At 57.0% G+C, this 23273-nt stretch carries 19 protein-coding genes; 7 read left to right on the top strand and 12 right to left on the bottom strand.

Annotated elements, in window-relative coordinates:
* Positions 1-61: 61 nt before the first annotated feature.
* Together lplT and aas are read right to left on the bottom strand one after the other, a co-directional pair.
* The gene (lplT, locus tag PGS10_RS06335) at positions 62-1255 is read right to left on the bottom strand and encodes a lysophospholipid transporter LplT (RefSeq protein WP_045396702.1); all 1194 of its coding nucleotides are present in this window, start codon (positions 1253-1255) and stop codon (positions 62-64) included.
* Positions 1248-3407, bottom strand: a complete 2160-nt coding sequence (gene aas, locus PGS10_RS06340) for a bifunctional acyl-ACP--phospholipid O-acyltransferase/long-chain-fatty-acid--ACP ligase (RefSeq protein ID WP_045396698.1) — start codon at positions 3405-3407, stop codon at positions 1248-1250. The genes lplT and aas overlap by 8 nt, the downstream gene beginning before the upstream one ends.
* A gap of 621 nt (positions 3408-4028) precedes the next feature.
* Between aas and galR the strand changes: the two genes are divergently transcribed.
* Complete coding sequence (gene galR, locus PGS10_RS06345) at positions 4029-5045, top strand: HTH-type transcriptional regulator GalR (RefSeq protein ID WP_047065280.1); 1017 nt, start codon at positions 4029-4031, stop codon at positions 5043-5045.
* Here the strand turns inward: galR and PGS10_RS06350 are convergent.
* A complete protein-coding gene (locus PGS10_RS06350; protein WP_316422596.1) occupies positions 5006-5485 on the bottom strand; it encodes a GNAT family N-acetyltransferase in 480 nt (159 codons plus the stop codon). The genes galR and PGS10_RS06350 overlap by 40 nt on opposite strands.
* Before the next feature lie 196 nt (positions 5486-5681).
* On the opposite strand from PGS10_RS06350, the gene PGS10_RS06355 reads away from it, so the two are divergent.
* Positions 5682-6683, top strand: a complete 1002-nt coding sequence (locus PGS10_RS06355; RefSeq protein WP_161801907.1) for a LacI family DNA-binding transcriptional regulator — start codon at positions 5682-5684, stop codon at positions 6681-6683.
* Here the strand turns inward: PGS10_RS06355 and lysA are convergent.
* Entirely contained in the window at positions 6676-7938 is a 1263-nt protein-coding gene (lysA, locus tag PGS10_RS06360; RefSeq protein WP_316422597.1) for a diaminopimelate decarboxylase, read from the bottom strand. The two genes, PGS10_RS06355 and lysA, sit on opposite strands and share 8 nt — an antisense overlap.
* Positions 7939-8074: 136 nt before the next feature.
* Between lysA and PGS10_RS06365 the strand changes: the two genes are divergently transcribed.
* Positions 8075-9001: a LysR family transcriptional regulator gene (locus PGS10_RS06365; RefSeq protein WP_063447854.1), complete on the top strand. Its 927-nt coding sequence runs from the start codon at positions 8075-8077 to the stop codon at positions 8999-9001.
* Here PGS10_RS06365 and PGS10_RS06370 read toward each other — a convergent pair.
* From PGS10_RS06370 to PGS10_RS06385, 4 genes are all read right to left on the bottom strand, one after another.
* The gene (locus PGS10_RS06370) at positions 8988-9680 is read right to left on the bottom strand and encodes an aspartate/glutamate racemase (RefSeq protein WP_316422598.1); all 693 of its coding nucleotides are present in this window, start codon (positions 9678-9680) and stop codon (positions 8988-8990) included. The two genes, PGS10_RS06365 and PGS10_RS06370, sit on opposite strands and share 14 nt — an antisense overlap.
* Before the next feature lie 79 nt (positions 9681-9759).
* Entirely contained in the window at positions 9760-11115 is a 1356-nt protein-coding gene (locus tag PGS10_RS06375) for a carbohydrate porin (protein ID WP_063416339.1), read from the bottom strand.
* Positions 11116-11223: 108 nt separating this feature from the next.
* A complete protein-coding gene (locus tag PGS10_RS06380) occupies positions 11224-12654 on the bottom strand; it encodes a glycoside hydrolase family 32 protein (protein WP_213293092.1) in 1431 nt (476 codons plus the stop codon).
* Positions 12655-12672: 18 nt separating this feature from the next.
* Positions 12673-13914, bottom strand: a complete 1242-nt coding sequence (locus tag PGS10_RS06385) for an MFS transporter (protein ID WP_045373827.1) — start codon at positions 13912-13914, stop codon at positions 12673-12675.
* Positions 13915-14137: 223 nt separating this feature from the next.
* Here PGS10_RS06385 and PGS10_RS06390 point away from each other — a divergent pair, with 223 nt between their 5' ends.
* Entirely contained in the window at positions 14138-15133 is a 996-nt protein-coding gene (locus PGS10_RS06390; protein WP_289575816.1) for a LacI family DNA-binding transcriptional regulator, read from the top strand.
* Here the strand turns inward: PGS10_RS06390 and araE are convergent, their stop codons facing one another.
* The 4 genes from araE to PGS10_RS06410 form a co-directional block, all read right to left on the bottom strand.
* Positions 15134-16552, bottom strand: a complete 1419-nt coding sequence (gene araE / locus PGS10_RS06395; protein ID WP_015369908.1) for an arabinose-proton symporter AraE — start codon at positions 16550-16552, stop codon at positions 15134-15136.
* Positions 16553-16847: 295 nt separating this feature from the next.
* Positions 16848-17609, bottom strand: coding sequence for a 2-dehydro-3-deoxy-D-gluconate 5-dehydrogenase KduD (gene kduD, locus PGS10_RS06400; RefSeq protein ID WP_047044182.1), 762 nt, complete (start codon positions 17607-17609; stop codon positions 16848-16850).
* A gap of 366 nt (positions 17610-17975) precedes the next feature.
* Positions 17976-19154: an acetyl-CoA C-acetyltransferase gene (locus tag PGS10_RS06405; protein WP_045396653.1), complete on the bottom strand. Its 1179-nt coding sequence runs from the start codon at positions 19152-19154 to the stop codon at positions 17976-17978.
* 111 nt (positions 19155-19265) lie between these two features.
* Entirely contained in the window at positions 19266-20141 is an 876-nt protein-coding gene (locus PGS10_RS06410) for a LysR family transcriptional regulator (RefSeq protein WP_045396649.1), read from the bottom strand.
* Positions 20142-20243: 102 nt separating this feature from the next.
* On the opposite strand from PGS10_RS06410, the gene PGS10_RS06415 reads away from it, so the two are divergent.
* From PGS10_RS06415 to PGS10_RS06425, 3 genes are all read left to right on the top strand, one after another.
* Positions 20244-20705, top strand: a complete 462-nt coding sequence (locus PGS10_RS06415) for a multidrug/biocide efflux PACE transporter (RefSeq protein ID WP_045396647.1) — start codon at positions 20244-20246, stop codon at positions 20703-20705.
* Between the two features lie 139 nt (positions 20706-20844).
* Positions 20845-22074: an amino acid permease gene (locus tag PGS10_RS06420; RefSeq protein ID WP_015369902.1), complete on the top strand. Its 1230-nt coding sequence runs from the start codon at positions 20845-20847 to the stop codon at positions 22072-22074.
* A 115-nt stretch (positions 22075-22189) separates the two neighbouring features.
* The gene (locus PGS10_RS06425; RefSeq protein ID WP_047065288.1) at positions 22190-23056 is read left to right on the top strand and encodes an aldo/keto reductase family oxidoreductase; all 867 of its coding nucleotides are present in this window, start codon (positions 22190-22192) and stop codon (positions 23054-23056) included.
* Positions 23057-23273: the final 217 nt, after the last annotated feature.

The following is a 23273-nucleotide window of genomic DNA, read 5'->3' on the forward strand; positions in this document are numbered from 1 at the left end:
CTACACAACCCGCGACCTTCGGTAGTTCGGCAGCCCGGCTAAGCGTAGCGCAAGCCGGGGATTATTTACGCCGTCCCCACCACCACAACGCGGCGATGGCTAGCGCAAAGACCGCGCCAAACCCTATCCCCACGCCAACCGGCGGGATCCCAACGCTGACCGCCAGCGAGTACAACCCCAGCATTAGCAGCATCGCCACGTTTTCACCGAGGTTCTGCACCGCAATGGCGTTGCCTGCGCCAACGGTATGTTTCCCTCGCTCCTGCAGCAGCGCGTTCAGCGGCACGATAAAGAAGCCGCCGCATACACCGAGCAGCAGCAGTAGGCCAAATGCTGGCAGTAGCGACTGCTGCACCGCGAAGACTATCACCGCGACGCCAATCAATATCCCGGCAGGCATACAGCGCGAGACGGTTTCCAGCGTTACCAGCTTCGCCGCTGCGCCTGCGCCAACTACAATCCCGACGGCGACCATCGCATTGAGGTAGGTCGGCATTGCGTTGCTGGTGATCCCAAGCGCCACCGGCACCCAAATCACCAGCAGGAAGCGCAGCGTCACCCCCGCCCCCCAGAACAAGCTGGTGCCCATCAACGAGAAACGCGTTTCGCTATTACGCCACAGCGTTTTACAGGCGCTGAAAAAGCTTTGGGTCATCGGCCGGAAACGCCACGACTGTCCAGGACGAGCGGCCGGTAGCTTCGGGATCCACAGGTTAGCGACCACTGCGCCGCCATAAACCAGCGCACAAACGATAAGCGCCGCCAGCACGTGCCAGTCCGCAAGAATGCCGCCCGCCATCGACCCCAGCAGGATCGCCGCAATGGTCGACGACTCCATCAGCCCGTTAGCCTTCACTAACTTATCGCCGGTGGTCAGTTCGCCGAGAATACCGTATTTCGCCGGCGAATAGGCCGCCGCGCCGATCCCCACCAGCGTATAGCCGATAAACGGATTGACGCCAAAGCAAATGCACCCGGCGCCGAGCAGCTTCAGTCCGTTAGCGACCATCATTACCCGGCCTTTGGCGAAGCTGTCGGCAAACTGCCCGACAAACGGCGCAAAGAGAATGTAAGCGCCCACAAACAGCATCTGCAATACCGGCTGGCTCCACTCCGGATAGTAGAGCTGCTTCATCAGCGCCAGGGTGGCGAACAGCAGCGCGTTATCGCCGAAGGCCGACAGGAACTGGGCGCAGATCACCGCCATCATCCCTTTCGAGTACAGTGAAGCGTTAGTGTGCACTGACTCACTCATTTGAATGTTCCGCCTCTTCTACCATACCTTTCAGGGTGACAAAGTCTGGCTTGCCGCTACCCAGCACCGGCAGCTGTTTCAGCCAACGAATATCGCGCGGCACCGCCAGTTCCGGTACGCCATGTTCACGTGCGTAGCGCAGCAGCTTTTCGCGATTGAGTTCATTATCGGTGGTAAACAGCACCAGCGCCTCGCCTTTGCTGGCGTCCTGCTTAATGGCCGTGGCGTGCATTTTGTCCGGCGAGACCGCCAAAGCGACCTGCTCGACCATCTCCAGCGAGACCATTTCGCCGGCGATTTTGGCGAAGCGTTTGGCGCGGCCCTGGATACGCACGTATCCCTGCTCGTCAAAGACGACGATATCGCCGGTGTCGTACCAGCCGCTCTCCACTTCACCGTACTGGTTTTCCGCCGTCGGCGCTTCCAGCACGCCGGGGTTTTCTACCCGCAAATAGCCTTTCATGATGTTAGGCCCTTTTAACTGCAGTCGGCCTCCCTGTTCGATGCCGGGCATCGCCAGCAATCGGGCATCCATCCCCGGAAGAATGCGTCCGACGGTGCCGACTTTCGCCGCCATCGGAACGTTGATGGAGACCACCGGCGCGCATTCGGTCACGCCGTAGCCTTCAAGGATGCGCAGGCCGAATTTGTCCTGCCACAGCTGTTTGGTACTGTCCTGCAGTTTTTCCGCCCCTGCCACCACATAGCGCAGACGATAAAAATCATACGGGTTGGCAAAGCGGGCATAGTTGGCGAGGAAGGTTGAGGTGCCGAACAACACGGTACAGTTACGATCGTAGACCAGCTCCGGCACCACCCGATAGTGCAGCGGGCTTGGATAGAGGAACACTTCCGCGCCGGTAAACAGCGGCGTCAGCAGGCCGACCGTCAGGCCGAAGGAGTGGAACAGCGGCAGTGCCGACATAAAGCGATCGTTGGCGGTAAAGTCGGCGATGGTTTTAATCTGTTCCACGTTAGCCAGCAGGCTTTTATGGCTATGCACCACCCCTTTTGGATTCCCCTCCGAGCCGGAGGTAAAGAGGATCATCGCCGCATCTTCCGGCTGCTGCTTGACCTGCGCCAGACGCGGCGCCAGCAGATGGCTAAAAATCCACAGTTTGTCGGCGGTAGTGACATCGCCTTTCAGATCTTCCAGAAACACCCAGCGCACCTGAGTCAGCTGCTCCGGCAGGTGCCAGAGCTTGCCCTTATCGAGGAAGGTACGGGAAGTAAAAATGGTTTTGATTTCCGCGGCGGTAATCGCGCTAGTGAGCCCTTTGACGCCGGCGGTATAGTTCATCATTGCCGGGATACGCCCGCGGGCAATCGCGCCGAAAATCACCGCCGCGCTAATACCGGCGTTAGGCAGCATCAGGCCGATTTTCTCGCCCTGCGCGCTGTATTTTTCCAGAATACGCGCGACGAACAGCGTTTTGGTCAACAGTTTACGGTAGGTATCCGGCTGGAAATTAATATCTTCCACGCAGTTTTTGCGCGCGCCAAAGCGGTCCTGCGCCGCCAGTAGCGACTCATACAACGTTTCACGCGGACGCACGGCCATGCGCGCTTCCATCATAATCTGGTGCAGCATTTCGCCGGCGATTTTTCGCCGATCGCGGGCGCGCGGCGCTTCCGGCATCGGCAGATGCGTCGGCGGCAGTAAATGGAGCTGAATACGTGGGAACAGGCGGCGTTTTACCAGCCCCTTCAGGCGGCTGAACGGCGTAAGTTCGGCGCCTTCAATTCGCAGCGGCACAATAGTCGCTTTCGACTTCGCCGCCACAAACGCCGCGCCGTCATAGATTTTCATCAGCGAACCGCTCACCGAAATACGCCCTTCCGGGAAGATAACGACCGGACGCCCCTGCTCAATCAGGCGCACCAGATGCTTAATTGACATCGGTTTGGTGGGGTCCAGCGGCACAAAGTCGATAAGCGGCGTCAGCGCCCGCATAAACCAGCGCTGGCTAATCGAGGTATAGACCGCAAACACCGGCCGAACGGGCAGAAAGAGCGCCAGTAAAATACCGTCGAGAAATGAGACATGATTTGGCGTAATTAATACTTTTTCCTGATAAAGCGCCTGAGTGTCTCCGGTCAATCGTACCCGGTACAATCCTTTGAACAGTAATCGAAAAAATCCCAACAGCATAACGACTCCGCGTGGCTGATTTAGTATTCCGAGCAGGTTACATGAGAAGGCGGGGAAAAGCAGTGTGGGGGAAGAAAATTCAGAATAAAAAAAACCTGCGCATCCGCGCAGGTCGGTGCAAGATAATCAGTACGAAGTGCGTACTTAAGAAACTCACCAATCAATACCTCTGGGACCCTGATTGTCGCGTTTTTACCCACGACCGCGCCAGCGCGAAAACGCAAGGGAATGAGCCTAAGTGCAACCAGGTATTGCGATTTTCGCTGTCTGTAACAGGCTGAATGACAGGCAAAAAAAAACCTGCGCATCTGCGCAGGTTGGTGTAATTAAGTGGTCAACCTGAAGTTGACTCCACCTATCAATACCTCTGGGATAGCCAGAGTATCAATGCATCACTCAACGAAACCAGCGAACATTCGCAACAGCTAATCGCAAAGTGTAAGCAAAGATGAGAATTCTCTTTTCACCGTTGCATCCCACGCATTGTGCTGTGTAACTTTGTCACCGCTAATCTCTGTCTGCGTCACATTTGTATCAACCAGAATAGCTGTAGCCTTGAATCTGCTGCGCTTTCCCGTAACATAACTATTATGTAAACGCTTACCCTAAAAAAGGTCCGGTATGGCGACAATTAAGGATGTAGCCCGACTCGCTGGAGTGTCCGTCGCTACCGTCTCACGCGTTATCAACAACTCGCCAAAGGCGAGTGAAGCCTCTCGTCAGTCGGTAACGGCGGCGATGGAAACGCTGAACTACCACCCCAACGCCAACGCCCGCGCGCTGGCGCAGCAGTCGACGGAAACCATCGGCCTGGTGGTGGGCGACGTTTCCGATCCCTTCTTCGGCGCGATGGTCAAAGCCGTCGAACAGGTGGCCTACGGCACCGGTAATTTTCTGCTTATCGGCAACGGCTACCACAACGTGCAAAAGGAACGTCAGGCGATTGAACAACTCATTCGCCACCGCTGCGCGGCGCTGGTGGTACACGCTAAAATGATCCCCGACGACGAGCTGGCAGGGCTGATGAAACAGATCCCCGGCATGGTGTTGATCAACCGCATCGTTCCCGGTTTCGAGCAGCGCAGCGTGGCGCTTGACGACCGCTACGGCGCCTGGCTGGCGACCCGCCATCTGATTCAGCAGGGCCACAGCCGCATTGGCTATATTTGCTCCAACCACGCGATTTCCGATGCCGAAGACCGGTTGCAAGGTTATTACGATGCCCTGAAAGAGAGCGGCCTGCCCGTCAATGACCGGCTGGTCACCTTCGCCGAGCCTGACGAAAGCGGCGGCGAGCTGGCGATGACCGAGCTATTAGGCCGCGGCAGAAACTTTACCGCCGTCGCCTGTTACAACGATTCAATGGCCGCCGGCGCAATGGGGGTGCTCAACGACAATGGTATCGAGGTGCCGCAGGAAATTTCGCTGATTGGCTTCGATGACGTACTGATCTCGCGCTACGTGCGCCCCCGCCTGACCACCGTGCGTTATCCGATCGTCACCATGGCGACCCAGGCGGCGGAGCTGGCCCTGGCATTGGCGGAACAGCGCCCGGCGCCGGAAATCACCCACCTCTTCAGCCCGACGCTGGTGCGCCGTCACTCGGTGATAACGCCCGCGGAAAGTGACAAGTCGTAGCGGTAGAGGTTCACGGCGGTGGCCGGGTAATCCAGCCCCTCGCCGATATAGCGCCAGCCAAAGCGTTCGTAAAAGTCGCGGCAGGCGGAATAGAGATAAAGCTGTGAATAACCGCACTGGCGGGCATAGTCGATAACGTGCTGCTGCAGCTTACCGGCCAACCCCTGCCCGCGCGCCGTTTCGGCGACAAACAGCGCCGCCATCCAGGGGAACAGATCCTGACGGCTTATCAAATCGCAACGCCACAGCCCTACGGTCCCCAATAGCGCCTCGCCATCGGTGGCAATAAAGGTCAGCGGCAGCGCCCCCGGCGTTTGGCTATGTTCAACAATACTGCTAAAAAACGCCTGCGGTAAGGCATCGTCGGCAAAAGCCTGCCATAGCCACTCCGCCACCTGTGGCGCATGCTGCGGCGCGGCGTACAACGGTTGAATCTGCATTTTTACCCCCTGTGAATCGATGAATTCTAGCGCGCCGCGCCCGCCCGCGCATCATGGGTCGGAAAATGCCTTCACCAGGATTTCCGCAAAAAGCGTGATCGCGATAGTCTTTGCCGTCGTCAGGCTCATATCCCTCTGAATGACTGTGGTAAACTGCGCCCTATCACGGGTTATCAGGAATCGACGAATGGCAACAATGCTGGATGTCTCAATACGCGCAGGCGTCTCGAAAGCGACGGTTTCCCGCGTGTTGAACGGCACAGGTCAGGTAAAAGAGAGTACCCGCCAACAGGTCTTCAAAGCGATGGAAGAGTTGGGCTACCGGCCCAATTTTCTTGCCCGCTCGCTGGCGAATCGCACCAGCAATAGCATTGGCCTGGTGGTATCGACATTCGACGGTTTCTATTTTGGCCGCTTGCTGCAACAGGCGTCGCGTCAAACGGAAGCCTGGGGCAAGCAGCTTATCGTCACCGATGGCCACGATGCGCCCGAGCGGGAAGAAGAAGCGGTGCAAATGTTGGCCGACCGCCAGTGCGACGCCATCGTGCTCTACACCCGCCATATGAGCGAACAAAAAATCATGTCGCTTATCGAGTCCATCGAAACGCCGCTGGTGGTGATTAACCGCGATGTCAGCCAGGCGCGGGAACGCTGCGTGTTCTTCGAACAGCAGGAAGCGGCGTTTCAGGCCGTCGACTATCTGATCTCCCAGGGGCACCGCGATATTGCCTGCCTGACCGTGCCAATGCACACCCCAACGGGTAAAGCGCGCCTGGCGGGCTACCGCAGCGCGCTGGAAAAGCACGGAATTGCGTGGGAACCGGCGCGGGTCAAGTACGGCGATTCGACGATGACCCGCGGTTATGAGCTATGTCGGGAATTATTAGAAGAGAAAACGCCGTTTAGCGCGCTGTTCTCCTGTAACGATGATATGGCGTTGGGGGCCTCGAAAGCGCTGCATCAGGCGGGGTTACGCATTCCGCAGGACGTGTCGCTCTTCGGCTTTGACGACGCACCCAGCGCAAAATGGCTGGAGCCGGGATTATCGACGGTCTACCTGCCGATCGACAATATGATCACCACCGCCATCGACCAGGCGATTAAGCTTGCCAACGAACAGCCGATCGAAACCATCCCGCCGTTCACCGGCACGCTGGTGCTGCGTGAATCGGTGACGACGGGGCCGTTCTTTAAATAAGCTCCAGCGCCAGCAGTTCTTCAATGGTCTGGCGGCGGCGAATCAGGCGCGCGCTGCCGTTATCAAACAGCACTTCCGGCAGCAACGGGCGGCTGTTGTAGTTTGAAGACATCGATGCGCCGTAGGCGCCGGTGTCGTGCAGTACCAGGTAATCCCCCGGCGCCACCGCCGGCAGCAGGCGAGTTTCCACTTTACCGCCCTCCTGCTGGGTAAAGACGTCGCCGGATTCGCACAGCGGCCCCGCGACCACGGTTTCCAGCTGAGGTTCGCCGCTCAGGTCGCGCCCGTCCGCCGCCAGCGCGGTAATATGATGATAGCTGCCGTACATGGCCGGGCGCATCAGATCGTTAAAGCCGGCATCGATCAGCACGAAGTGGCGGCTACCCATCTCTTTCACGCTACGCACCTGCGATACCAGCACGCCGGACTCCGCCACCAGGAAACGCCCCGGTTCGATCTCCAGCTTTACCGGATGCCCCAGATGTTTGGCGATCTGCTCGCGCGCGGCATTCCACAGGCCAAAGTAGTGATCGGTATCGATCGCCTCTTCGCCTTCGTGATAGGGGATCGATAAACCGCCGCCGGCGGAGATCGCCTGTAGATCCTGGCCAAACTCCACCACCTGGCGCACCATCGCGCCGCATACTTGCTCAAGATGGCCGTAATCAACGCCGGAGCCAATATGCATATGGATGCCGACCAGCTGCAGCGAATGGCGGCGAATCACCTCCAGCGCCTGCGGCAGTTGGCTGTACCAGATACCGTGTTTGCTGTTTTCGCCGCCGGTATTGGTCTTCTGGCTGTGGCCATGACCAAATCCCGGGTTGACCCGTAGCCAGACGCGGTGGCCCGGCGAGACTTCGCCCAGTTGGCTAAGCATATCCACGGATCCGGCATTTACCGGGATCTGTAACGCTTTCACTCGCTCAAGAGTCGCGCGATCGATCAGATCGGCGGTAAAGACGATATCGTCCGGATGCTGCACGGGGTCGTAGCCTGCCGCCAGCGCGCGTTCGATCTCGCCAAGCGACACCGAATCCACCTTCACGCCCTGCTCGCGCATCAGACGCAGAATATGAATATTGGAGCAGGCCTTCTGCGCAAAACGCACCACGTCAAACTGGCTAAGTTGGGCAATCTGGCGGCGGATAATCTGCGCGTCATAGACCCATACCGGGCAGCCAAACTCAGCGGGCAGGCGCAGTAGATTGTCGGCGGTCAGATCGGTATCGGTGGCGTTCAGCGAGCGTGGCATAAGGACTCCGGTGCGTGCGTGTGTTTGTCGATGTTTTTTTCGATTACGCCACAGCGTGAAGAGAATAAAAAATATCGTTTTGTCGCGAGTCTATGCAAAAATGATATGGCTATCTGATGCTAACCGGGAGCCGCCCATGCCAGCCGTCAACTTACGCCATATCGAGATTTTCCACGCGGTGATGACCACCGGCAACCTGACCGAAGCGGCGCGGATGCTGCACACCTCGCAGCCGACGGTCAGCCGTGAGCTGGCGCGTTTTGAGAAAGTACTCGGCTTAAAGCTGTTTGAGCGTGCCCGCGGCCGTCTGCAGCCGACGGTGCAAGGGCTGCGACTGTTTGAAGAAGTACAGCGTTCATGGTACGGGCTGGATCGCATCGTTAGCGCCGCGGAAAGCCTGCGCGAATTCCGCCAGGGGGAGCTGTCGGTAGCCTGTCTGCCGGTCTTTTCGCAGTCATTTCTGCCGCTGTTGCTGCAGCCGTTCCTCGCGCGCTATCCGGACGTCAGCCTGCAGATCGTGCCGCAGGAGTCGCCGCTGCTGGAGGAGTGGCTGTCCGCCCAGCGCCACGATTTAGGGTTAACGGAAACGCTGCATACGCCGGCCGGCACCGAGCGCACGCCGCTGCTGACCTTAAATGAGGTCTGCGTCCTGCCGCTGGATCACCCGCTGGCCGCGAAAACCGAACTCACCCCCGCCGATTTCCACGGCGAAAACTATATCAGCCTGTCGCGCACCGACAGCTATCGTCAGCTGCTTGATGCGCTGTTTATGGAGCACCAGGTGAAACGACGGATGGTGGTTGAAACCCACAGCGCGGCGTCGATCTGCGCGCTGGTGCGCGCTGGTGCGGGCATTTCGGTGGTTAACCCACTCACCGCCCTCGACTACGCTGAGAGCGGCGTGGTGGTGCGGCGCTTCAGCGTCGATGTGCCCTTTACCGTCAGCCTAATCCGCCCGCTACATCGCCCCGGTTCCGCGCTGGTCGACGCCTTTGTCCAGCATCTGCAAACCAGCCTGCTGCGTATCGAACAGCCGCTGGCGGCGGTACTTAAGAGAGCATAAATTCCACCGCGTCGGCGGCATGGATCGCCGCGGTATCAAATACCGGCAGCGGGCTGCTTTCTTGCGGAACCAGCAGGCCGATTTCGGTGCAGCCGAAGATAACGCCTTCCGCCCCCTGCGCCGCCAGCGCCTCGATGACCTGCAGATAATAGTCGCGCGAGGCGTCGCTAAAGGTGCCGAGGCACAGCTCATCAAAGATAATCTGATTGATGCGCGCCCGATCGTCGGCCTGCGGGATCAGCGTCTCAATGGCAAACCGCTGCTGCAGACGGCCGCGATAAAAATCCTGCTCCATGGTGTAGCGGGTGCCCAATAACGCGACCCGACGCTGGCCTTTAGCGCTGATCGCCCGCCCGGTGGCGTCGGCGATATGCAGGAACGGCACTTCGCAGCGGGCTTCAATCGCCTCAGCCACTTTATGCATGGTGTTGGTGCACAGCACGATGCCCTCGGCGCCGGCCTGCTGTAGCCCCAGCGCCGCCGCGGCGAGGATCTCGCCGGCGCGCTCCCACTCCCCTGCCGACTGGCAGGCTTCAATCTCATGAAAATCAACGCTATGAAGCAACAGGCTGGCGGAATGCAGGCCGCCGAGCCGCGCTTTAATGCCTTCATTAATTAACCGGTAATAAGGAATGGTGGATTCCCAGCTCATGCCGCCCAGCAGGCCGATGGTTTTCATTATCTGCTCCTTTATGGTTTGCTCCAGTGAAGCAAACCTGCCGATAACTTTCCACTGTTGCTGTTGGGCGGCGCCCACATCAGAAGAAATATTTAAAGCGCACGCGCGCGCCGTAGCGTTCGTCGTCGTTCCCGCTCTGCTGGGCCGACGAATCCAGCCATGAGGCATAGGCGCCGAGATAAATATTAAAGTTCGGCATATCCATGATATTCGGCAGTTGCCAGGAGGCATGGATCGTGTGGATGTCATAGCGGCCCGGCGTCAGAATCGCGCAGTCGCCATCGCACTCGCCGCTGACGCCCGCCATATTAAACTGGTCGATTTTGTTGTGCGCGTAGATATATCCCAACTCGACGCGATGCCACAGCGCGTTGATACCGGCGCTGAAATCCTCTTCATCCGCCGCATCCAGATAAGCGGTGCTGAGGTTCACCACCATGCCATCCTCGGCATCGGTTTTCAGCGTATTCCAGCTCATGGTCAGTCCGTAGCCGGTACGGTTGGACTGATCGACCCAGCGTCCATGCTGGTTTTGATAGCCATAGGCATTGTTCACCAGGTTGCTCTCAACCGCCGCCGCCACTGACCACGGGCCGGATTGCCAGGCCGCCACCGGCCGCACATAGACCACGTTTTTATGATTTTCGAGCGCGTTGCCGTGATAGTTTTGATCGACGAATAACGAGCTGCCGTCTTCCACCAGCGTGTTGAGCTCAAAGTACCAGTTATCGAGATATTTGCTCAGCAGGAAATTACCGCCGCTGCTGCTACGCCCGCGCCCCTCTTTCATCATGTAGATATAACCGTAACCGTCGCTATAGAGATCGTTGGCGGTATTACCAGAATATTCAATAAACGTATCCTGATTCAGCGGGAACATATCGTAGGCTTCAAAGCGCCCCACTTTTATTTTCCAGTCATTTTCCTGACCAAAGAAAAATACGGCATCATCAAGATTCATTTTCCCGGTCATATCCGCCAGCGGCTGTACGCTAAAGCCGGAATATTTACCATTCGCGCCTTTACGTAAGCCATCGAACCCTAACAAAATACGCCCATTGATATCCCAGCGTTCTTTATCCCCCGGCGCCCAGTTCTTATTCGCGCTGGTTTTTACCGAGGTCAGGCTGCCGGTTCGGCTGGCGCCATCCATATTAAATTCAACATCACCGTAAAATTTTAAATCGACATCTTTATTCACCGCCAGCGCGGGCGCGGCAACCGTCGCGGGCGCTGGCGCGCTGCTTTTAGCCGTCGTGCGCTCCTGCTGCTTCAGTTCGCGGATTTCCGCCTCGGCGTTTTGCGCCCGCTGCTCGGTGGCTTTTAAGCGCTGCTCCATCTGCGCCAGGCGCTCCTCAAGCGAAAGCGTTGGTTGCGCGCCGGCGGCGGGAATAAATAAAGACGAGATAAGACATCCAACCCAGATTTTATTCATCGTTAGACCCTGCTTATTATATATTAAAGGTATTGTTTTATTTTTTCGGTAAATATTGAAAACCCGCCGGCGATTGCTAACGGGTTATTCTGGTTAATTACTATTTAATTAGAGCTCCCATGCTCCGCCATCAATTAATGCCGCGCTACCGCTCCAGGAAAATAAAACTAATTCTCTGTGCTGCGCGTCAGGATAAATACGGCTGCTGAGGCAGGCTTCGCCGTCATTGACGAAAACCTCAACGGATGAGCTATCGAAAAATAACCGCAGCTTCAGCGCCGAACCGGTGGGTAACGGAACGCTGCGGGTGCCGCATAAACCATATTGCGGATAGCGACGCTCCAGTACCAGCCGCTGCATCTGATTGTCGACATATACCTTCAACCCTTCGCCAAAGCTCAAACCGTACTGCTCGGCGCAGCTATTGGCCGTATCCCAATGCAGGTTGACCTCCATGGTTTCGCAGCGCTCTACCATCGTCAGCTGCTGATTCTTCAACGAACTGACCGGCCACGGGAACCAGTCGCGGCGCAGGCCTTCCACCTCTTTTGCCGGACGCATCAGTAACCGATTATTCGCGCCGAGGCTTAACTCGCGCGGCAGCGAGAGCATACCGGCCCAACCGTCCTGCTGCTCCGGCAGCGGCGACTCCCACATGTCCAGCCAGCCGATAACAATCCGTCGGCCATCAGGGGTGAGGAAGCTTTGCGGCGCATAGAAATCGTGGCCGCTGTCGAGTTCGACAAACGCCTCTTCGCGGACGAAAGGTTGCCCCGGCTGCCAGTCCCCCAGCAGATAGCCGCTCTGGAATAAATTGCGCCGGGCAAAGCCGTCCGCGGCCATCCCCTGCGGCGAGAACATCAGAACCCGCTTGCCATCGAGTTCAAAGAAATCCGGGCACTCCCACATGTAGCCCATCCCCGTTTCGGCCTGGGCAAGAATACCGGCATCCTGCCAGTGGCGCAGGTCGTCAGAACGGTACAACCGCACCTGACCGACGTCGTCTACCCGCGCGCCGACCACCATGTACCAGCTTTCACCTTCACGCCATACTTTCGGGTCGCGAAAATGGTGCATCCCCGGCGGGGTATCAATGACCATCCCCTGGCGCTCAAAATGGATGCCGTCGCGGCTGGTCGCCAGACACTGGACCTGGTACAGATTATTTTCATCAGCGGGATCGCCATGAAATTTATGGCCGGTGTAGATAAGCGCCAGCGTATCGCCATCAACCACCGCCGAGCCGGAGAAACAGCCGTCTTTATCTTCCGGCCCTTCCGGCGCCAGCGCCACCGGCAGGTGTTCCCAATGCACAAGGTCCTTGCTGCGCGCGTGGCCCCAGTGCATCGGCCCCCACTGGTTTGAATACGGGTGGTGCTGATAAAACGCGTGGTACCAGCCGTCGAACCATACCAACCCGTTGGGGTCGTTGATCCAGCCGGCACGGGCAGCCAGGTGATAACGCGGATACCAGCGCGGGTTGAGATCCACGCTTTTCGCCTGCAGTTCCCGCTCCGCGTTACTAATGGAATACATCATATTCATTTCTCTTTTCAGTCAGATAGTGGATGGCTGCGACATGAGCGAATCCGAAGAGGCCTTATTGGATCGCAGCAGGAAGATGGAGATGAAGGTGGTGCAGAACACCAGCAGTCCCATGATCAGATAGGAGTCGGCGAAGCCGTATTTTTCATAGCTATAGCCCGCCAGCGGCGACAGGACGGTGGCGATAACCGAACTGGTGCAGGCGAAACCCACCAGATACAGGGTGGATGAAAGGCGTTTATCAAAGTTCAGGCTGTTGTATTTGAAGATAGAAACCAGCAGCACCGGCAATTCCACGGCGTGCAGCAGTTTCGTAATCGAGATCAGAACCGGACCTTCCACCAGTCCGGAGGCCACCATGCGCATCGCCATCACCATGCCGGCGAAGATCAGGCCGTTTTTCGCGCCGATGCGGTTGACCAGCCACGGGGCGCAGAACATCCCCGCCGCTTCGAGGAACACCTGGAAGGAGTTGAGATAGCCATACATGGCGTTCCCTTCATGCAGCGTGGCGAACTGCGAAGAGAAGTAGACCGGGAACTGCTGGTCGTAAACGCCGTAAATACAGGTGCCGACGACGAAAAATACCAGCGCCCAGAAACGCGGCAGCGTCAGCAGGCGCAGCGCGTCTTCCAGCGTGACTTTACCGCCACTGACCGCCTCCTGCATGGCATGCGGCGCTGAAGAGACCTTAAGCCGCGCCAGCAGCATGAAGAAAACCAGACCGGAACAGCTGGCGACGGCGAAGTTCAGCTGTGGGTTTATGTTAAACAGCAGCCCGGCGAAAAAGGTCGCCACCGCCCAGCCCAGCGATCCCCACATCCGCGCTTTGCCGAATTCAAACTGGCTTTGCCGCGCCACGCGCTCGGTATAGGACTCCAGCACGCCAATGCCGCCGTTAAAGGTCAGGCCGATGTAGATGCCGCCAAAAATACTGCCGAGTAGCACGTTGATTTTGAGCAGATAGCCAAACAGCAGATAGGCCGGCCCGGAAAGGATCAGTAAGACCGTGATATACCAGAGTAAATTTTTGCGCAGCCCCAGTTTATCCTGGATAAAACCGTAGCAAATCTGGGCGAATAGCGCCGAGACCGACAGCACCGCGTAGATAATGCCGGTATCCCCGGCTTTCAGCCCCACTTCCTGATGTAGCCAGATGGAAAGCAGCGAGCCGGAAGAAGACCAGGTAACAAAAAAGAAAAACAGTAAGGCACTGAGTAAGGGGTAGCTGTGAGAGTGATGCGTCTTCATCATGACATTCTCGTGTTGGAGTAATGCGCGAATGGTAACGTTAACAAAAAACAACTCTCATCTGGTTTTGTGACGATTCATGATGTTAATCACAAAAGTTAACGTTAACATAATGGAGATGCGATCGCGATCAACTATTCATCGCCATGCTTCACCATCGGGCTGGGATAGACTATCGTATGATCCTTTTACATCAGCGACTTAGTTGTATACCGGAGTAATCACCATGGCATCTCTGAAAGATGTAGCGAAGCTAGCCAATGTCTCACTGATGACGGTATCCCGCGCGCTGAACAGCCCGGAGCGCCTGAAGGCGGATACGCTCGCCCGCGTACAGGCGGCGATTGAACAGACCAATTACGTGCCCGATCTGTCGGCAAAGAAAATTCGCGGCGCCCGGGCAACCCCAAGCACCATCGGCGTGCTGGCGCTGGACACGGTGACCACCCCATTCTCGGTAGAGATAACGCTCTCTATCGAAGAGACGGCGCGGGCCCACGGCTGGAACAGCTTTGTGGTCAACATGTTCTCGGACGACAACCCTGATGCCATACTCGACCTGCTGCTTTCCCATCGCCCGGACGGCATTATCTATACCACCATGGGGCTGCGCCAGGTCCCGCTGCCGGCCAAATTGTTGACGCTGCCCTGCGTGCTGGCCAACTGCGAAAGCCTGAACGAGAACGTCGCCAGCTATATTCCGGATGATGAGCAGGGCCAGTACGACGCGGTGAAAGCGCTACTGGCCGCCGGCTATCGCCGCCCGCTCTGTTTGCATCTTCCGGCAAGGCATCTGGCGACGATACGCCGCCGACAGGGGCTGGAACGCGCCTGCCGTGAGGCGCAGGTTGATCCGGATACGCTCGATCACGGCTATATGACCTACGGTGACGAACACTATCGCGATATTCCCGGCCAGCTGCTGGCCCATATTGAGCAAGGTAAACCGCGGTTTGATTCCGTGGTGTGCGGCAACGATCGCATCGCTTTTATGGTCTACCAGACGCTGCTGGCGCAGGGCCTGCGAATTCCTGAAGATGTGGCGGTGGTGGGTTATGACAACATGGTGGGGATTGGCGATCTGTTCCTGCCGCCGCTGTCGACGGTGCAGTTACCGCATTATGAAATTGGCCGCCTGAGCGCCCTGCATATCATTAACGGCGACAGCCATCGGGATACCGTTAAGGTTCCCAGCCCGTGGCTGCCGCGCGAATCAATGTGATCAGTTGCCGATGTTACGCAGCTTTTCGCCGGACATCAGCTTGCGTTCGATGTGCTCCAGCGTCACGTTTTTAGTTTCCGGGATCAGCCAGAAGGTCACGCCGATAAAGGCCACGTTCAGCGCGGTATAGAGCCAGAACGTGCCTGCCGCGCCAATCGCGTCCAGCAGCGTCAGGAAGGTCGCGCCAATAATCATGTTCGATACCCAGTTGGTGGTGGTCGAACAGGTGATCCCGAAGTCGCGGCATTTCAGCGGCTGGATCTCGGAGCAGAGGATCCACACCACCGGCGCGGCGCTCATCGCGTACCCGGCTATGCACATCATGGTCATCCCCACCGACAGCCAGGAGAGGCCGCTACCGGCGGTACCGTTATCAAACTGCATCAGGCAGTAGCCCAGCACCAGGGTGCCCAACGCCATCACGCTAAAGCCGATTTTCAACGCCGGTTTACGTCCGGCCTTATCGACGGTAAACACCGCGATAAAGGTCGCGAACATAAAGGTCAGGCCGACCACCAGCGTGGCGATCATCTGCTGCTCGGTGGTGGTAAAACCGGCCATTTTGAAGATCCGCGGCGCGTAATACATGATGATATTCATGCCGGTAAACTGCTGCATCGCCTGCAATAACATGCCGAGGAACACCGCCCGACGCACGTTGCGGTTCACTTTGAACAGCGCCCAACCGCCCTGCTTCAACTTCAGGCTTTCGCGGATTTCATTCAGCTCATCGCGCGCCTTTTCCGAGGTATCGCGCAGCATGCGCAGCACTTCTTCGGCCTCGATATGGCGGCCTTTTTCCGCCAGCCAGCGCGGGCTGTTAGGCAGGAACACCACCAGGATAATCAGCAATACCGCCGGCAGCGCCAGCACGCCAAGCATCGCCCGCCAGTTGCCGCTGTAGCTGAAAGCGGTATCAGATAAGAACGCCAGCACGATGCCAAGCGTGACCATCAACTGATACATGCTGATCATCTTGCCGCGAACGTTTTCACTCGCCATTTCAGAAAGATAGAGCGGCGCGGTATAGGAGGCGATACCGACAGCGACGCCAAGGACAATGCGCGCCGCCAGCAGCATCTCGACGCTGGTGGCGAATGCCGAGCCGATAGAGCCCGCCACAAATAGCACTGCGCCGACCATCAGGCTGTATTTACGGCCAAGACGGAAAGAGAGCCAGCCGTTGAACAGCGCGCCAATCGCCGCGCCCAGCATCATACTGCTGACTACCCACTCCTGCAGACGGCTGGATAACACGAAATGATCGGTAATGAAGGGGAGCGCCCCGGCAATCACGCCAATATCAAGGCCGAATAACAAACCCGCCACCGCGGCGGCAATGGAGACAAACTGGTTCATGCGCCGGGTGTTGCGCTGCGCATTGGGGAGTAAACCCGGATCGGTGGTCAATGAAGTCATTTTTTTCCTGCCTCAACAGAGTATGCGTGCAGTGAAAGTACGGGATCGCAGGGCTAAGGTGTCAGGCGGGAGATGGCGAAGATATGGATAAAACGGCTGGTAGCATTGTTTTTGTGATGGACATTAAACTTTATCTTATGCAAAAAATGCTGTCCGATCGTCAAAACAACCCTGATGTATGGCGAGTATTTTATTTTCCATTACTAACGAGTATGGATTATTTAAACCTCATGATATGGACGATTATTGTTCGGAAAACAACCCGCCGGTCGGCGGGTTGTTCGACTTATGTCTGTTAGCGCGCCAGCCAACCGCCATCTACCGCCACGGTATAGCCGTTAATGTAATCGGATGCGCGGGAGGCGAGAAACACCACCGGCCCCATTAAATCGCTCGGCAAGCCCCAGCGGCCGGCCGGGATACGGTCGAGAATTTCCGCGCTGCGCTGTTCATCGGCGCGCAGCTGCTGGGTATTGTTGGTTGCCATGTAGCCGGGGGCAATGGCGTTAACATTGATATTATGCTTCGCCCATTCGTTGGCCAGCAGGCGCGTCACGCCCATAACGCCGCTTTTCGAGGCGGTATAGGACGGCACGCGGATCCCGCCCTGGAACGACAGCATGGAGGCGATATTGATGATCTTGCCGCCGTTACCCTGGGCGATGAAGTGCTTCGCCGCGGCCTGGGACATGAAAAAGACGCTTTTGATGTTCAGATTCATGACGTCATCCCAGTCTTTCTCGCTGAATTCGATAGCATCCTGACGGCGGATAAGCCCCGCGTTATTGACCAGAATATCGATGTGGCCAAATTCCGCCACCGCACGCTCAAGCAACTGCGGAATACCATCAATCTGTCGCAGGTCGGCGGTGAGGCTCAAAAAACGACGCCCCAGCGCGCTAACGCGCTCAATGGTTTCCGTCGGTTCAACGATGTTAATACCGACGATATCGCAGCCCGCTTCCGCCAGCCCAACCGCCATGCCCTGGCCTAAACCGGTGTCGCAGCCGGTCACTACCGCGACTTTCCCCTGAAGAGAGAATGCATCAAGAATCATATCTGGTTCCTTTCTTTCACGGCCTGCTCACCACAGGCAAGGTTCTGAGGCTAAGAAGAACTCCTGGGGCGTCCCCATCATAAAAATAAAACAGAGTTCCGTTTTGCTAATGGTCACATAGTAGACCGCTGAAAAATCATTTTCAACGACAATTAAAACAACGTTTCATTTTTTGTGATTAAAAATGATAAAAACGCAAAACGGATCACATAGCCAGAAGCTGGTGACCTATACAAAAGCTATAAATACAGTGAGTTAGGTTATCTTTAAAAAATAACCGCGAAGAAAGAAAATCAGGTAAAAAAATGAAGAATGGAAGATCGACGGGGATGATGGGCCTCGCACCGGAGACGGCGCGAAACCCTATTATGCGCGCTCCACCGCCAGCGCAACGCCCTGACCGCCGCCGATACACAACGTCGCGAGCCCTTTACGCGCATCGCGCTTAATCATTTCATGTACCAGCGACACCAGAATCCGGCAGCCGGACGCGCCAATCGGATGGCCCAGGGCGATAGCCCCACCGTTGACGTTAACCCGGCGTTCATCCCATTCCAGCACTCTGCCAACGGAAATCGCCTGGGCGGCAAAAGCTTCATTGGCTTCGATTAAGTCAACCTCATCCAGCCGCCAGCCCGCGCGCTCAAGGCAGCGCCGGGTGGCATGTACCGGCGCGATACCCATTAGCGCCGGATCGACGCCGACGCTGGCGAAGGCGCGAATGCGCGCCAGAATCGGCAGCCCCAGCTCCTGGGCCTTTGACTCGCTCATCATCATCACCGCCGCCGCGCCATCGTTAATACTCGATGCATTACCCGCGGTCACCGACCCTAACTGGTCGAAGGTGGGCATCAGGCTGGCTAATCCCTCAGCGCTGGCGTCCATCCGCGGCTGCTCGTCGGTATCCACCAGCCGTTTACTGCCGTTATGCTCGGTGGCGACCGGCACGATCTCATCGCGGAACCGCCCGGAGTCTATTGCCCGCCGCGCTTTTTGCTGCGAGCTAAGCGCCCAGGCGTCCTGTAGTTCGCGGCTGATCCCATACTCCCGCGCCAGATTTTCCGCCGTTACGCCCATATGGTAATCATTGAAAGCGTCCCACAGACCATCATGCACCAGGCTGTCGATAAGCTGGCTATTGCCCAGCTGCGCGCCGGTTCGGCTGTCGGTAAGCACATGCGGCGCACGGCTCATGTTTTCCTGGCCGCCGGCGATCACTACATCCGCTTCGCCGCACTGGATGGCCTGGGTCGCCAGGTGCAGCGCTTTCAGCCCGGAACCGCAAACGTCGTTGATGGTGATCGCCGAGACGGTATTCGGCAGCCCGCCGCGGATCGCCGACTGGCGCGCCGGATTCTGCCCGGTACCCGCGGTCAGCACCTGACCGAGGATCACTTCATCAATGCACTGCGGATCGATTCCGCTCCGCTCGACTAACGCCTTCACCACCACGCTGCCCAATTCCACCGCCGAGTGACGCGCCAGCGTTCCCTGAAAACAGCCGATGGGCGTACGCAACGCGCCGACGATCACGACATCTTTCATCCTTTACCTTCTGCGCAAAGAACCATCAATAGATGCCGTTATAGTAGAGAATTGTTATCAAAAAATTTCGCAATTGTTTAAAAAAAGTGAGGCGGTTCACAAAGTTCGCCGTCACGACTCGCGGCCTTGCCCTTCAAGATGTTGGCGCAGCCAGCTGCCCGCTTCCCCCAGCGGCGTACGCTTGTTCCATAACAGATCCACCGAGATCGACCGCGGCCAGCCGGCGATATTCAACGCTTTAAGCTTGCCGCTACCGGCGAACTCTTCCACCAGCGCGCAGGGCAAAATACACCAGCCAAAGCCCTGCACCGCCATACTCAGCAGCAGCAAATAGTTGGGCGCCGACCATACCTGGCCGCGCGAGGGATCCGGCGCGCTCTCAAGATAAGTGCTAAGCCGCAGTTCACGCCAGCCGTGCAGATCATCCCAGAAAACCCGCCCCTGACCGGCCAGCGGATGCCCCGGCGCAACATAAATCCCCATCGCCGTTTGCAACGGTAAGCGCATGCTGCCGATCTCCATCGGATAACTGTCCCTGGCTTCGATAAGCCCCACCTGCGCACGCTCCTTTTGCAGTAGATCCACCACATCTTCGTCTTCGCCAATCAGGCATTCAAACTCGGTATGCGGAAAACGCCGATCGAACTGTTCCAGCAAATCCTCCAGTACATCCGGGTGCAGGGTATCCGACAAGACGAAGGTCAACCGCGGTTCGGTATTACCCGATAACGAACTGGCGAGCTCATCCAGCCGCGAACTGGCGGCCAGTATTGCTTTCACATAGCCCAGCACCTGCTCGCCCTGCGCGGTTAGCGTCGGCTGGCGAGTGGAACGATCGAACAGAGTTAACCCCAGGTCGGTTTCAAGATTCGAAATCGCGGTACTGACGGTGGATTGGCTTTTACGCATCCGCCGGGCGGCGGCGGAGAACGAACCGCTGGCGGCGGCTTCTACAAAGGCGGTGAGAGCTTCGGGAGAATAGTGCATAACCTATCTACTTTATCGATGGAATCTATCTTTTGTTTATCACATTTTTCCATAAAATGCCGGGTAAATCTGGATGACAGAACTAACAAGAGGTATCCCAAAATGAAAACCAATAACCTGCAACATAAGACGCTACTGGAACGCGTACTCCACGCGGTGAGCTTTGAAGGCCTCGCCACGTTAATTCTGGCCCCGACCGCGGCCTGGTTAATGCAGCGATCGGTGGTCGAAATGGGAGGCTTGGCCATTTTGCTCGCCACCATGGCGATGGTCTGGAACCTGATCTATAACGCCGCCTTCGACCGTCTGTGGCCGGTTTCACGCCTGGCGCGTACGTTGCGGGTGCGCGCGCTGCACGCCATCGGCTTTGAGTGCGGCTTTATCATCATCGGCGTCACCGTTGTCGCGCTGGTACTCGGCGTGTCGCTGGTGCAGGCATTTATGCTGGAAATCGGCTTTATGCTGTTCTTCCTGCCCTACACCATGTTCTTTAACTGGGCGTGGGATACGCTGCGCGTGCGCGTCCTGAAGTATCGCCAGCCGCAGAGTCTGCCGAATAATTAACGTTCTCGATCGCGCGGATCGTCTAACCCTTTGGCGATCCGCGGGTTTATTTATCACCGAAAACTATCACCGCAAACGATTCATAAATGTGGTAAATTGCACTCCTTTTTTTGGGTTATACGGTTGATAAATTCGCATAATGTCTAAAATTTGGTCTAAAGAAGAAACTCTATGGAGTTTTGCTCTATATGGCACTGCCGTAGGCGCCGGCACCCTATTCCTGCCGATTCAACTCGGTTCGGCCGGCGCCATCGTGCTGTTCCTCACCGCTCTGGTTGCCTGGCCGTTAACCTACTGGCCGCACAAAGCACTGTGTCAATTCATCCTGTCGGCCAAAGTGGCTGCCGGTGAAGGGATCACCGGCGCGGTCAATCATTACTACGGCAAAAAAGTCGGCAATCTGATCACCAGCCTGTACTTTCTCGCCTTCTTCGTGGTGATCCTGATCTACGCCGTGGCGATCACTAATTCGCTGGCGGAACAACTGGCGAGACACGTGGCGATGACCCCTGGGGTACGCGCCCTGCTGAGCCTTGCCGTGGTGCTGGTACTGAATCTGATCTTCCTGATGGGGCGCCATATGACCATCAAAGTGATGGGATTCCTCGTCTTCCCGCTGATTGGCTGTTTCCTGTTCCTCTCCATCTACCTGATTGGCAGTTGGCAACCGGAACATCTCACCAGCCAGATGCAGTTGAACGCAAAGACCTGGCACCAAATCTGGATCTCAATTCCCGTGATGGTTTTCGCTTTTAGCCATACGCCGATTATTTCGACCTTCGCTATCGATCAGCAGGAGAAATATGGTGAGCTGGCCATGGGTAAATGCAAAAAAATCATGAAGGTGGCCTACACCATCATCTGCGCCAGCGTGCTGTTTTTTGTCTTCAGTTGCCTGCTGTCCATTCCGCTACCGTACATCGAAGCCGCGCGTAATGAAGGGGTGACGATTCTCTCTGCGCTCTCCATGGCGCCGGGCGCGCCGGGCTGGCTGGCGGTGACCGGCATTATCGTCGCGGTGGTCGCAATGTCGAAATCGTTCCTCGGCACCTATTTTGGGGTGATCGAAGGCGCCAGCGAGATCGTTAAAACGTCTCTCGGCCAGCTCGGTATTCGCAAGAGCCGCGCCTTTAACCGCGCCATGTCGATTATGCTGGTCTCGGCGCTGACTTTCATCGTCTGCTTTATCAATCCGAACGCCATCTCGATGATTTACGCCATCAGCGGCCCGCTTATCGCCATGATTCTGTTCATCATGCCGACGCTGTCGACCTACATTATCCCGGCGCTCAAGCCCTATCGTTCACTGGGTAATCTCATTACCTTGATCGTCGGCCTGCTCTGCGTCTCGGTGATGTTCTTCAGTTAAATCTCTCCTGCGGCGACGCCCTCAGCGTCGCCGCACGTTCTGCCAACATTCTCGCCCATTACCTCTCCCTGACGGGATTACACTTACTCCTTGCCTATCATCGGAGGGAGTCATTATGTCCAACGTAACATTATCCGGGGTCGCGACCTTAGGCGACCGTCAGGTTTACCGGCTTGGATACGGCGCCATGCAGCTCGCCGGCCCCGGCGTATTTGGCCCGCCAAAAGATCCTGACGCCGCCATTCGCGTTCTGCAAGAAGCCGTCGCCGCCGGGGTGAATCATATCGATACCTCCGATTTCTACGGTCCGCACATCACCAATCAGCTGATTCGTCAGGCGCTGCATCCCTATGGCGATGATCTGTGTATCGTTACCAAAGTCAGCGCCCGCCGCGATGAGAAAGGCAACTGGCTACCGGCGATGTCGCCGGCGGAACTCACCCAGGCCGTCGAAGATAACCTGCGTAACCTCGGCCTGGAAAGGCTGGAGGTAGTGAATTTGCGCAGTATGCTCGGCACCCACGGCCCGGTGGAAGGCTCGCTGGAAGAACCGCTAACGACCTTACTGGAACTAAAAGCCCGCGGTCTGATTCGCCACATCGGTCTGAGTAACGTCACCGCCAGACAGGTCGCCGATGCGCAGAAGCTGACCCCCATCGTCTGCGTGCAAAACCAATACAACATCGCTAACCGCGGTGACGACGCGTTAATCGACGCGCTGGCGCAGCAAAACATCGCCTACGTGCCGTTCTTCCCGCTGGGTGGTTTTACGCCGCTACAGGCGCGGGAACTTAACGAGGTTGCCGCCGGGCTCAACGCCACGCCGATGCAGGTGGCGCTGGCGTGGCTACTACAGCGCTCGCCGAATATTTTGCTGATTCCGGGCACCTCATCGGTGGCGCATTTACGGGAAAATCTCGCCGCCGCGACGCTTTCTCTGCCCGCCGAGGCGCTGGCGACGCTGGATAACATCACTGGCTGATGGCGTCAACTCCCTCCTTTACGGCGTTTGTCGTAAAGGGTTATCCCCTTAATATTAAGCTGGAATTAGGCCATCTCTGCTGGCACTATATATCCTACAAATCGGGTTTTGCTGATTCCTTATCCGGGCAATAACCTTATAAATTGCATTGAGTTACGTTATTTCTTAGGCCTCCTAATTGGGAGGCTGTTGTCGTTTGTATTGTTCTATGGTTTTT

Origin of the sequence: Klebsiella sp. 141153 (genome assembly GCF_032601995.1) — a bacterium.
Classification (GTDB): domain Bacteria; phylum Pseudomonadota; class Gammaproteobacteria; order Enterobacterales; family Enterobacteriaceae; genus Klebsiella; species Klebsiella aerogenes.